Raw genomic sequence first — 11,838 nt, forward strand, 5'->3', positions numbered from 1 at the left:
TTCGCCATGCTGCGAGACGGCACCCTCTACGAAACTGAACACCAACTCGCTGCTTGACAAAAACATAGGGGCACCCCCCCAGACCGGCTTGCCTGCACGATATGCTCAAACATGGTTTCCCTGCCCACCCTCCTGACCTTCGCCCTCGCGTCGATCGCGCTCATCGTCATTCCTGGCCCGACCGTGCTGTTCGTGATCGGGCGCTCGCTCGCGCTCGGACGCCTCGGCGGCTTTCTCAGCGTTCTCGGCAACGCTCTCGGACTGGTTCCGGTAATCATCGCGGTGTCGCTCGGACTCGGCGCGATCGTGACCCAGTCCGTGCTGCTCTTCACGATCGTGAAGTTCGCCGGTGCCGCATACGTCATCTATCTCGGCGTGCAGGCTATTCGAAACCGACATAAGGCGGCCAGGATGAGCGAAGCCCGCGTGGCGCGTAAAACCAAGTGGCGCCTCGTGCGCGAGGGGTTCGTGGTGGGGTTGAGCAATCCGAAGTCACTCGTATTCTTTATCGCGGTACTGCCGCAGTTCGTCAACTACCGGGCTGGCGATGTGCCGCTGCAGCTCGCAGTGCTTGGGCTGGCGTTCGTGGTGCTTGCTCTGCTCGGTGACAGCACCTGGGCCCTCGCGGCCGGCACGGCGCGGGTCTGGTTCGCGAAATCACCGAAGCGCGTCGAGAACCTGTCCTCTGCCGGCGGCGTGATGATGATCGGCCTCGGCGGGGTGCTCGCCGCGACCGGCGCACGGTCCTAAACCGCGGCCACAGCACGCGGTGCGACCGCACGCACGAAGGCGCCGAGGCGGCGGTAGACCTCCTGTGACTCTGGGTGCGAATCATCCTGCTGCCAGGTGTGCTTGGTGTTGACGCTGCGCCGACTATAAATGAGGGTGTCGACCCAGATCTTGCGCGCGCGCAGCGCCTCGATGAAGTTGAGGTTAGCGCGGTAGAAATAGTCGCGCTCGGACGTCGTGACGAACACCGGTGGAAAGCCCCGGTCCAGCCATTCGATTGGCGACATGAACCGTGCGGCGGTGCGCAGGTGCAGCCCTCGTCCTCGCTCGGGCAGCAGCATCCGCACGAAGTTGAGGCTCAACACGAAACCGCGGTCGAACAGCACCGAAAAGTCTGCAATGCTGCAATGCTGCACCAGACCGCGCAGATGGCGGGCGGCGATCCGGGGACGAATGCCGTAATGCGCGGCGAGTTCGGGCGCATAGGCGGCGGCCGTGATCAGCGCGGCGATGTGACCACCGGCAGAGTCGCCGCCGAGCACGATGCGCGTCGGATCGCCGCCGTAGGCCGCGACGTTGCGGGCGACCCAGTCGAGCACCGCGTTGCCGTCCTGCATCATATGGCCCAGCTGAAACCGGGTCGCCATGCGATAGTTGGCGTTGATGACGATCATGCCCTCGGCGGCCTGGCTCGCACAGTACTTGGTCAGCGGATCCTTGTCGCCCGAGGTCCAGCCGCCGCCGTGAAAATACACGTAGACCGGCAGAGGCTGTGCAATGACGTCCGTGCGCTTGGGCACGATGACGTCGAGCCGGTGAATCTTCTGCCCGTCGCCGATGTAGTCAATATCGAGGTCATACTCCACGGAGTTGATCGGGTGCAGGTTGAACTTGTGCACCGGCGTCGCTCGACGCAGCATGAGGGCACGCCACGCCCAGACCGGCAGCCGACGGATGCCTGTCTCCCGATGCGCAGACCGGTCAACGGTCACCCCGTCGGCGTGCAGACGAATGCCGTGCAGCCAGGCCGGTGCCGAGCGGCCAGGGCGGGCACTGCCCACCGAAGTCGAGGTGTGTGCTGCGGGGGCAGTGGGACGAACAATGTCGAACACAGAACTTATATGACTCACTAATTGAGGTTATGTCGACTCCCTCGAATCCCCGCTGGGAGTTTCCCCATTTGGGGGTAACTCCCTGTTTCAGATCACTCAGGCAGCGGATGCCCCGCCCGCGACCCCGGTCGCCTCCAGCACCGCACGCGCGAGTGTATGAAAGTGCAGGTTGAAACCGAGAACGGCTGGCGTTGACTGGGCATCGAGGTCGAGCAACGGCACGTCGACGGCGTGCACGATGAATTGGTAGCGATGGGTACCCGTTCCCGGTGGCGGACCGGCACCGGAGAACGAGGTCAGTCGCTGTTCGTTGGGCAGCACGAGCGAGCCAGCCGGAAGGGCGTGAACTCCGGCAGAAAGCTCGGTCACGGTTACCGGAAGATTCGCGACGGCCCAGTGCCAAAATCCGGAGCCGGTCGGAGCATCGGGGTCGTACACGGTCAGGGCGAAACTCTCGGTCTCTGGCGGGAAACCGGTCCAAGACAGCTGGGGGGAAACATCCGCTCCCCCGGCGCCGGCGCCGTACTGAGCCGCCCGCAGCGGGCCGCCGTCGGTCATATCGGTGCTGGTCAGAACGAACTGGGGCACCGCGCCGAAGCGGGCGAGCGGATCCTGGGTCACAGCTGGTCTCCTTGATACGGTGGCTCTGTTGCAGTACAGACAGTGCGGCTAGCCTACGCGCGCTCTTCTAAAATGGGCTTATGGCCATTGCGAAGATTCTTCTCTATTACATCTTCACGCCCCTGGCCGATCCCGATGCGGTGCGGCTCTGGCAGCGCGACCTGTGCGCCGGGCTCGGCCTGCGCGGGCGCATCCTGGTCTCCAAAGACGGCCTGAACGGCACGGTCGGCGGCGATCTGCCCGCGATCAAGAAGTACATTCGCAAAACCCGCGACTACCCCGCATTCAAAAACATCGACTTCAAGTTCAGCGAGGGCACCGGCCTCGACCAGAACGGCCAGAGCCTCGACTTTCCCAGGCTCGTGGTCAAGGTGCGCGACGAAATCGTGAGCTTCGGCGCCCCCGGCGAGCTGCGCGTCGACGCCGGCGGGGTCGTCGGCGGCGGCACCAAGCTGCAGCCGGCCGAGCTCAACGCGCTCGTCGCCGAGCGCGGCGACGACGTCGTCTTCTTCGATGGTCGCAATCGCTTCGAGGCCGAGATCGGTCATTTTCGCGATGCGGTCGTGCCGGATGTGGCCAACACCCGCGAGTTCGTGGCCGAGCTCGACAGCGGCAAGTACGACCACCTCAAGGGCAAGCCAGTCGTGACCTACTGCACCGGCGGTATCCGTTGTGAGGTGTTGAGCGGCCTCATGAAATCGCGCGGATTCGGCGAGGTGTATCAGCTTGACGGCGGCATCGTGCGCTACGGCGAGGCTTTCGGCAACGATGGGTTGTGGTCGGGTTCGCTCTATGTCTTCGATCAGCGGATGTCCATCGACTTCGCTCCGGAGGCTGCCGTACTGGGTAGTTGTCAGGTCTGCGCGGCACCGACCACAAACATGCTCAACTGTCGCGATGCCTCCTGCCGGGAGCAGCTGGTGGTCTGTACCCACTGCGTCACCTTGGCTGCGCCGACCTGCGCAGAGCACGCCCTCACCAAATAAACCCCGGTCGGCAGCCTAAAACGACCAAGCGGGCAATAGGCTGGGAGCACTATATCTTGAAGCAGCACAGAGGGGAGTCGGATGCCTACCGGCGCGCTCATCGAGTTCACGAACATCAGCAAACGCTTTGGCGGTGTCACCGCGGTCAACGATCTGTCCTTCACGGTCAAACCCGGCCGGGTCACCGGTTTTCTCGGGCCGAACGGCGCGGGGAAGACCACTTCCCTGCGTATTCTGCTCGGGCTGGTCGCCGCGAGTAGCGGAACGGCCACCTTCGGCGGCGTGCGCTATCGCGACTTGCCGCATCCGCTTCAAACGGTCGGCGCAGCCCTCGAAGCGGCGACTTTTCACCCGGGCCGCAGCGCCCGCGACCACCTCGGCGTCTACGCGATCGCCGCCGGACTGCCGCGTACCCGGGTGCTGGAGGTGCTCACCCAGGTGGGCCTTGCCGCCCATGCCGCGCAGCGCGTCGGCGGCTACTCGCTCGGCATGCGCCAGCGCCTCGGCCTGGCCTATGCCCTGCTCGGCGACCCGGGTGTGCTTGTGCTGGACGAGCCGATCAACGGGCTGGACCCCGAGGGCATCCGCTGGATACGAGGGTTTCTCCGCGACATGGCCGCCGAAGGACGCACCGTTTTGGTTAGTTCGCACTTGCTTTCCGAGGTGCAGCAGAGCGTCGACGACGTCGTGATCATCGCCCGCGGCGAGCTGATTCACCTCGGCCCGCTCTCCAGCCTCGACACGGATGCCGCCGCCCAGACGATCGTGGATTCACCCAACCGCGACGCCCTAGCCGCCGCCCTGACGACGGCCGGCATCTCCTTCTCGATCGGCCGTACCGGTCTGCTCGCCGCAACGAGCGACCCGGCGCTTCTCGGCCACCTCGCCTTCGAAGCCGGGGTCGAACTCAGCGTGCTGCATCGGCAGAAAGCCGGCCTGGAAGACTCGTTTCTCACCCTCGTCGGTGGAGGCCACTCACTATGATTTCGTTCCTGCGTTCCATTGCCGCCGAGTTCGCCAAGATTTTCACCACCCGCCTGTGGTGGATTCTCGCCCTCGTGCTGTTTGGATACATCGGCCTGCTGGCCGGCGGCCTCGCGGTGTTGTTTTCCGGGCTTCAGACCGGTGTGATCAGCCCCGATACGGTGAATACCGGCGGCGGCGAGCTGAGCGGTTTCGGGAGCCTCCCACCCATCATCTATAGCTTCGCCTCCTCGATCGGTTATGTCTTTCCGGTGCTGATCGGTGCCCTCGCGACCACCGGCGAGTTTCGCCACCAGACGCTGACCCCGACGTTTCTAGCGACACCGCGCCGCGGGGTCGTGCTCGGCGCCAAGACGGTCACACTCCTCCTGGTCGGCGCGGCATTCGGACTCATCGCGCTGGCGGCATCCGTTGGCATCGGCGGCGGCATCATGAGCGCTTTCGGTGTGGATGCGCTGCTCCTCGATCCGGAAACCTGGTTGCTGGTTGCTCGTTCGGTGCTCGCCATGGCCCTGTGGGCGGCGATCGGCGTCGGCCTCGGCGTGCTCGTGCCGAGCCAGGTCGCCTCGATCGTGATCGTGCTCGCCTTCACCCAGTTCGTCGAACCGTTGCTGCGGCTCGCGGCCTCTTTTCTAGAGGTCACCGCGAAGATCGGCAACTTTCTGCCCGGTGCCGCCTCCGATGCCCTCGTCGGCGCGAGCATCTTCAACCTCATGACCCCGGCCGGCGCCGCGCCCCTGGACTGGTGGCAGGGCGGCCTCGTGCTGCTCGGCTACGCGATCGTGGCCACAGTCATCGGGTACGCGGTGAGCTGGAGGAAGGACGTGACCTAGGAGCGTGAGTCAGTAGTAGCAAAGCTTAAAACGCTGGAGGATTTCCCGGGCCTGGGGTTGGGGCTGGTGCCGGTGTGAATAAGAGGTTTCGAACGTTCGAGCCGGCGCCTGTGATGTTGGTACCGCCATCATTGGCAGAGTGGCTGCCACAAAACCACCTCTCTCGGGTCATCGACGTCGGCGTTAACCTCTGGATCAGCAAGATCCTGTCTCTTCGTACTGATCGATGAGTTGCACTTTCTTCTGTGATGCCGAATTCTCATCAAATCGATAGGTGAGCCATTCTCGAACGAGGCGTCGAGCAAGTTCGATACCAATCACCCGCTGTCCCATGGTCAGCACCTGTGCGTTGTTACTCAGTACAAGGCGCTCGACCGAAAAACTGTCGTGGGCAGACGCTGCACGAATGCCAACGACCTTGTTCGCTGCAATTGCTACGCCGATTCCAGTTCCACAGAACAGCAGAGCGCGGTCAGCTTCACCACGTGCAACAATCTCTGCTGCCGCAACTGCAACCGTGGGGTACCCGGTGTGGCCATCATCATCGACGCCGACGTCAATCAGCGAACTCACTAGATTATTGGCCGAAAGGTCCATTTTGAGGACCTCTTTGTACTGATGTCCGGCGTCATCGCTGCCGATCACGATTCGTAATGGTTTTAGCGTCATCCCTGGATCTCTTTTCTCTGCACAGTACCGATACGAGCGGTTAGGACACCTGGTTGGCAAGCGTTTGACTGAACTCCCATGCCTCGTCAAGGATCAACGCGAAGGCGTCGGGGTCATGGCCAAATCGGCCCAAGAAGAGTCCATCTACCCCGTCGCCGAGGCGGGTTAGGAGGCCGGGACCCGCGCTTCCCCCGTAAATCACCCGACTTCCCACCAGGCTCGCATCCGCGGTGAGGTAGCCACGAATGCGGCCAACGACGTCACGTATATATTCGGGATGAGCGGATTCGGCCGCACCGATAGCCCATTTGGGCTCGTACGCGATAACGACCGGCCCGACTGCACCTGCCTCACGACTCTTTTCAAGTGAAGCGTCGAGCTGTCGGATGCACTCGAGGGACGCCGCGTCGGCGTTCACCAAGGAATCTTCACCGATGCAAAGAACGGGGATGAGTCCGTTGCGAAATGTGGCATACGTCTTAGCCGACACGATCGCATCCGTCTCGCCCAGGACACGGCGTCGCTCGGCGTGCCCAAGTTCTATGTAGGTACATCCAATTTCACGCAACTGCGGGGCCCCCACCTCTCCGGTGTATGCGCCCGAGTCCTCCCAGAACACGTCTTGGGCACCCCATTTGATATCGGAACCGACCAGGATATCCCGACTCGGAACGATCGCCGGGTGGCTGGGTAAGAGAAAAACCTCTGCCAGACCAGAGCGAACCGCTGGGTGGTTTTGGCAGGCGTCGCGCACGCCGCGCACCCAGTCCAAAGTCGACTGATGGCCCATATACATTTTGAGGCTGGAGCCCAGAATGAACGGGGCTTGAGGAATTTTGGCGCTCATCGATCCGATACCAATATTGTCGAAGGTCGGGACTCTTCCTCGTCAATGGATGCCGGTGGCGATGGTTTCTCGGGAGGCTGCCGCAGCCGCCAGTGACGCACGTAGTGATTGAGCACCATCACGAGCAAGAGAATGGCACCCCAGACAAAGTTCTTGGCGTAGGGGGAGAACATGAGCGCGTTGAACGCTGTCGACAACAGCTGCAGCAGAACGAGTCCGACCGCGAGGCTGATAATGCGTCCTTTGCCACCGAACGGGTTGAATCCTGCCAACACGACGACGAGGATGGCTTGAAGCAGATAGGAATCGCCCACGCCGACGCGCATCGAGTTCGCACGTGAGGTCATAATGATTCCTGCGATTCCCACGAGAATCCCGATAAGCGCGTAACTCATCAGAATAACTCGTTCACTTCTTACCCCTGAGAACCGCAGCGCAACCTCATTCTCGCCGAAGAGGTAGATGCGGCGGCCCAACCGGGTCCGGCCCAAGACAAACGCGACGATGAGGAACGCGGCGACCATCATGATGAAGATAATCGGAATGTTGCCGACTGCCGAGGTACTGAGTTGAGCGAAGGAGGGCACCAGGACAGGAACGCTCTGGCCGGTCGTGATGGCCATTCCAATCCCCGCGAAGAGAATCATCGTGCTGAGCGTTGCAAGGATCGGCGGCACAGAGATCTTCGCGATGAGGAAGCCGTTAAGAAGGCCGCATAGCAGTCCTGTAACGAGAGCGGCAACGATCCCGAGAGCAAATAAAATTCCTGAGTTTTCATCTGTCACGGGGATTATCTGGCCAGACATAACGAGAGCTGCCATTATGCCGGCAAGGCTCGCAGCGGCGGCCACAGACAGGTCGATTCCCCCGGTAAGCATAGCGATCGCCATGGCGAGCGCTAAGAAGCCAAACTCGCTGACTTGCACCGACATCGATTGCAGACCCGTGGGTGAGAAGAGCCGTTGGCCGAGCGTGATGTAGAGCACGAGGATGACGCAGGCTGTCATAAAGACGAGCACGGCGAGTTCCTTGTCGCGGAGGACCAGGTTTCGTAGTGAGCGCATCGGGTTCCTATCCAATACTAATTCGACGAGAAGACAAGGGACCGCTTGTTCAGCTGTCGCTGGCGGTAGTACATGACGCCGAGGCTAACCATGAGCACGCTTCCAAAGAAGAGGTTGTTCCACGACGCGCCCAATCCGAGGAAGACCAGGGTGGACTGGAAGAGCTGCACGATGATGATGCCAAGAACGGCGCCCAAGATCGTGCCCTCCCCGCCAGTGAGTTTCGCACCACCGATCACGACTGCAGCGATGATCATCAATTCGGTTCCGATGAGTGAAACAGGATTGATGTAGGAGAGACCACTGAAATAGATGATGCCCATCAGCCCCGACAGAAACCCGGAGTAGCAATAGACGAAGAGTTTGGTTCGGAGGAGGCTGATACCGATACGCGATGCCGACTCTTGATTGCTTCCAATGGCGAATACCGTACGACCCAACATGGTTCGGTAGAGCAAAAACCAGGTAAGCACGATGCAAGCGAGCACGATCAGAAAAAAGACCGAAAGTGAGTATTGCGAGCGTTCCGCACTGATCGTCAGGAGGCTCGTCGAGCCGAAGTCGAGCATCGACTGCGGAACATCGATCGCCGTATAGGTCTTCGTGCCGAGGACTATTGCCATGAGCCCATGAAAAGCGCTGGCCGTGCCGAGGGTAACAATCAGCGTTGGCAGCCGGAAGAAATGGATGAGAAGCGCGTTGATCGAGCCGAGCGCCGCCCCGATGACTACGGCAACGAGGATGACGAACAATAGGTTGTCGAATCCAAGTACTTTCATGAGCCGTACTGAGGTGTATCCCGACACGATTGCAATCGCTGTGAACGACACATCGATGCCACCAGAGATGAGAACCACTAGCACCCCTAGAGCGAGGATCATGATTCCCGACCCGTTTCTGATCATGTCAAAAAGTGTCTCGAGGCTGAAAAACTGTGGGTTTTTCACGGCCACGATCACGATGTAGACCAAGATGATCGCGAGGAGATACTTCTCCATGGAAGTCATCGGCCGATCGAATGCGCGCCGGAAGAGGGATCGTCGTTGCATGGGCTGTTACCTCTCACCCGCGGCCTGGTGAACCCGATATTCGGGATCGTTGATGATTTGGACGAGTTCGTCCTTGAAGTTGTCGGCTCGCACCTGTGACTCGTCGAATCTCTCGAGGATCTCGCCGTCGTGCATGACGACGATTCGATTGCAGTTCGCCACAATTTCTTCTGGCTCGTCGGAGATAAAAATTACACCCACGCCGCTCTCGGCGAGGCGATGAATCTTGTCGTAAATTTCCGATTTCGAGCCAATGTCGATGCCGACGGTAGGGCTGTCAAGGATGAAGATTTGAGGTTCGCGGGCGATCCACTTTCCAAGTACAACTTTCTGCTGATTGCCACCCGATAAATTGGCCACGGCGAGCGAAGTGTCCTTGTTGTTGACGCCCATCTCGTTGACCACTCGTGTCGCTAGAGCCTTCTCCGTCTTGTGATTGAGGATCTTCATTGGAGTCAGGATGCGGTCAAGCATCGTGACCGAGATGTTTGCTTCGACAGACTGTGTCGCGAAGAGGCCTTGGCTTCCCCGCTCCTCGGGCAGAAGGGCTATGCCGTGTTTCATAGCGTCCCACGGGGCTTTGAGGATAACCGGCTTGCCGTTGACCTTGATCTCGCCACCGTCCGGCTTGTTCAACCCGAAGAGTGTCAGTGCAATTTCTGTGCGGCCTGAGCCGAGCAGTCCCGTGAGGCCTACGATATCGCCCGGGCGCACAGCAAGGTCGATGCCCGAATAATTGCCTTTGCGGCTGAGGTTACTGATTTCCAGCAGTGGTTCCGACTCGGGGCGAGTGCGATGGTATCTCGTGTACGTCACGTCGCGACCTGTCATATGACGACTCAGGCTGAGCTCGTCGAGCTCGTTCGCTTGAAAATCACCGACCTTTCGACCGTCGCGGAAAATGGTGATGCTGTCAGCGATCTTGAATACTTCGTCGAGCTTGTGACTGATGAAAACGATCGACAGGCCCCGCGCCTTGAGCTCGAGGATTATTGACAGCAACCGAGTGACCTCTCGCCCGGTGAGCGCGGTGGTTGGCTCATCCATAAAGAGGAGGCGCGCCTCCATGCTGAGCGCCCGACAGATGGCGACAATTTGCTTGTTTGCGACTGAGAGCGTTGATACGGGAACGTCTAAGTCGAGTTCGACGCCGACACGTTCTAATTGTTGGCGAGCGATGTCACGCATCGCCCTGCTCCGCACGAACTTAGAGCCGTCGTGCATCATTCGATTGACAGCAATGTTCTCGGCCACACTCAAATGACCAAAGAGTGAAAGGTCCTGGTAAATCACCTGCACGCCTGCAGCGATGGCACTTCGCGGGGTCAAACTACCTACGGTCTCGTCCCCGATCTTAATTTCACCGGCATCGGGCGTGTAGACGCCGGAGATGATCTTCGTGAAGGTTGACTTTCCGCAGCCGTTCTCGCCGGCGAGGCAGAGAATCTCTCCCTCGCCGATTGTGAAATCCACGCCGCGCAACGCCTTGACGCCGCCGAACGAAATAGAGATGTTTGAGGCTGTGAGTAGGGGCTTACCGATCATAATCGACCGTCCTAATACTGTCGCGAAATGCGAGATTGGGAAGAGAAATAGGTTGCGGGGAGAGCCAGAAGACAGCCCTCCCCGCACGCGTGTGCCGTCTGGCTAGAAGGCGTATGGAGCTGCCGGGTCGCCTTTGCGAAGCTCCATCGTGGCGTTGCCCAGAATGAGCTGGCCGTCGACGGTGACGCTGTTGTAGCCGTCGTAGCCAAGGTCGTCACCGGTTGCCACCGTCTCGCCGTTGAGCATGGCGAGCGCGACCGCGTTGAGGGCGTAACCCCAGCCAGCCGGGTCCCAGGTCTGGGCGTAGCTCATCCAGCCGGCTTCGAGATCCGGCCCGGCAACAGACGGCAAGCTCAGGCTTACGTTGGCGATGTCTGTAATGTTCTTCTCCTTGAGCACGGACGCCATGCCGGAGCCGCCAGACGGCGTCGTTGCGAGGAACCCCCTCAAATTGGGATACGCGTTTACTATCTCCTGGGCAGACGCACGCGACTTGGCGTCATCGTTGTCGTTCTCGTAGGGCTGTTCCGCCACAAGGTGCATGTCGGGGAAGTTCGTCTTGAGGTAAGCGACCGCCGAGTTGAACCAAGTCATGTGGGATTCGCTTGTCAATGAGCCAACGCTGCCGACATAGTCCCCCTCGCCCCCCATCGCTTCTGCCAGTCCCTTCGCGTATCCCTCACCGAAGGCCACATTGTCGAATGCTTCGATGTCGAAGTCAATGGAGTCGGTGCCGACGAGTGCGGCCGCCTCCGTCGTGCCGACAATGATTCCCTGGTCACGGGCCTTCTTCAGGGTGGGCGCGATTCCCAGCGGGTCGTTGGGCACAACGATGATGGCGTCGACCCCTTGTGCGATGAGGTCTTCGACGATGGCAACCTGCTTGGCAGAATCCCCCGTGTCTGGTCCCGTTTGCCACGCCTCAACGGTGGCAGAGTTGTCGTCATTGAACATGGTGACACCCTCGCTCATTCGCTGGAACCAGGTGATGCCCTCGACTTTAGAGACGGTCGCGATGCGGAACGCGCCCTCCGAGTTGCCAGCGGCGGGCTTGGCTGAGTCCCCTCCCACGTCGCCGACGCTGCTGCAGCCGGCTGCCATAGCGACGGTAGCGAACGCGACCACCATTCCCGTGATTAGCCTACGCGTAGTGATCATTCGAGTTCTCCTTTGAACTGTGAGTGTGGCCGTAGTCGACCGTTGAGGCCTCTTGAGTGCCTGAAATAACGTTATGCATGCACGCGATCAGCCAAAATTGGGACTTTCCCTATGGAGCGGTAGGGAACTCCCTACGTACTGACTCACGCCCGCTTCCTGCCTTAATTAAATACAGCACGCCCCGATATGCCATTCGGGGCGTGCTGGAATATGGATATCTGATGCGCGGCGAGTTCCCCTG

At 60.5% G+C, this 11,838-nt stretch carries 12 protein-coding genes; 4 read left to right on the forward strand and 8 right to left on the reverse strand.

Features of this window, described 5'->3' with window-relative positions; translation table 11 throughout:
- Positions 1–111 precede the first annotated feature (111 nt).
- Entirely contained in the window at positions 112–750 is a 639-nt protein-coding gene (locus CXY73_RS13145; RefSeq protein WP_104136822.1) for a LysE family translocator, read from the forward strand.
- Here CXY73_RS13145 and CXY73_RS13150 read toward each other — a convergent pair.
- Both CXY73_RS13150 and CXY73_RS13155 read right to left on the reverse strand, forming a co-directional pair.
- Complete coding sequence (locus tag CXY73_RS13150; protein ID WP_233198331.1) at positions 747–1,841, reverse strand: alpha/beta hydrolase; 1,095 nt, start codon at positions 1,839–1,841, stop codon at positions 747–749. The genes CXY73_RS13145 and CXY73_RS13150 overlap by 4 nt on opposite strands.
- A gap of 96 nt (positions 1,842–1,937) precedes the next feature.
- Positions 1,938–2,462: a YbhB/YbcL family Raf kinase inhibitor-like protein gene (locus tag CXY73_RS13155; protein ID WP_104177970.1), complete on the reverse strand. Its 525-nt coding sequence runs from the start codon at positions 2,460–2,462 to the stop codon at positions 1,938–1,940.
- An 80-nt stretch (positions 2,463–2,542) separates the two neighbouring features.
- Here CXY73_RS13155 and CXY73_RS13160 point away from each other — a divergent pair, with 80 nt between their 5' ends.
- The 3 genes from CXY73_RS13160 (at position 2,543) to CXY73_RS13170 (ending at position 5,265) form a co-directional block, all read left to right on the forward strand.
- Positions 2,543–3,448 (forward strand): rhodanese-related sulfurtransferase, encoded by a 906-nt coding sequence (locus tag CXY73_RS13160; protein WP_104177971.1) that lies wholly within the window; start codon positions 2,543–2,545, stop codon positions 3,446–3,448.
- An 81-nt stretch (positions 3,449–3,529) separates the two neighbouring features.
- Complete coding sequence (locus CXY73_RS13165; RefSeq protein WP_104136827.1) at positions 3,530–4,432, forward strand: ATP-binding cassette domain-containing protein; 903 nt, start codon at positions 3,530–3,532, stop codon at positions 4,430–4,432.
- Positions 4,429–5,265 carry an ABC transporter permease gene (locus CXY73_RS13170; protein WP_233198332.1) on the forward strand — a complete coding sequence of 279 codons (837 nt, stop codon included), beginning with the start codon at positions 4,429–4,431 and terminating at the stop codon, positions 5,263–5,265. Before CXY73_RS13165 ends, CXY73_RS13170 begins: the two co-directional genes overlap by 4 nt.
- A gap of 195 nt (positions 5,266–5,460) precedes the next feature.
- Here CXY73_RS13170 and CXY73_RS13175 read toward each other — a convergent pair whose 3' ends face one another.
- The 6 genes from CXY73_RS13175 to CXY73_RS13200 form a co-directional block, all read right to left on the reverse strand.
- A complete protein-coding gene (locus CXY73_RS13175; RefSeq protein WP_104136832.1) occupies positions 5,461–5,934 on the reverse strand; it encodes a ribose-5-phosphate isomerase in 474 nt (157 codons plus the stop codon).
- A 40-nt stretch (positions 5,935–5,974) separates the two neighbouring features.
- Complete coding sequence (locus CXY73_RS13180; protein WP_104177972.1) at positions 5,975–6,781, reverse strand: triose-phosphate isomerase family protein; 807 nt, start codon at positions 6,779–6,781, stop codon at positions 5,975–5,977.
- Complete coding sequence (locus tag CXY73_RS13185) at positions 6,778–7,845, reverse strand: ABC transporter permease (RefSeq protein ID WP_104136838.1); 1,068 nt, start codon at positions 7,843–7,845, stop codon at positions 6,778–6,780. The genes CXY73_RS13180 and CXY73_RS13185 overlap by 4 nt, the downstream gene beginning before the upstream one ends.
- A gap of 17 nt (positions 7,846–7,862) precedes the next feature.
- Positions 7,863–8,852: an ABC transporter permease gene (locus CXY73_RS13190; protein WP_199184321.1), complete on the reverse strand. Its 990-nt coding sequence runs from the start codon at positions 8,850–8,852 to the stop codon at positions 7,863–7,865.
- Between the two features lie 48 nt (positions 8,853–8,900).
- Positions 8,901–10,439 (reverse strand): sugar ABC transporter ATP-binding protein, encoded by a 1,539-nt coding sequence (locus tag CXY73_RS13195; RefSeq protein WP_199185369.1) that lies wholly within the window; start codon positions 10,437–10,439, stop codon positions 8,901–8,903.
- A gap of 102 nt (positions 10,440–10,541) precedes the next feature.
- The gene (locus tag CXY73_RS13200; protein ID WP_104136843.1) at positions 10,542–11,597 is read right to left on the reverse strand and encodes a substrate-binding domain-containing protein; all 1,056 of its coding nucleotides are present in this window, start codon (positions 11,595–11,597) and stop codon (positions 10,542–10,544) included.
- Positions 11,598–11,838 lie beyond the last annotated feature (241 nt).

Source organism: Cryobacterium sp. Y50 (genome assembly GCF_002929805.1).
Lineage (GTDB): Bacteria > Actinomycetota > Actinomycetes > Actinomycetales > Microbacteriaceae > Cryobacterium.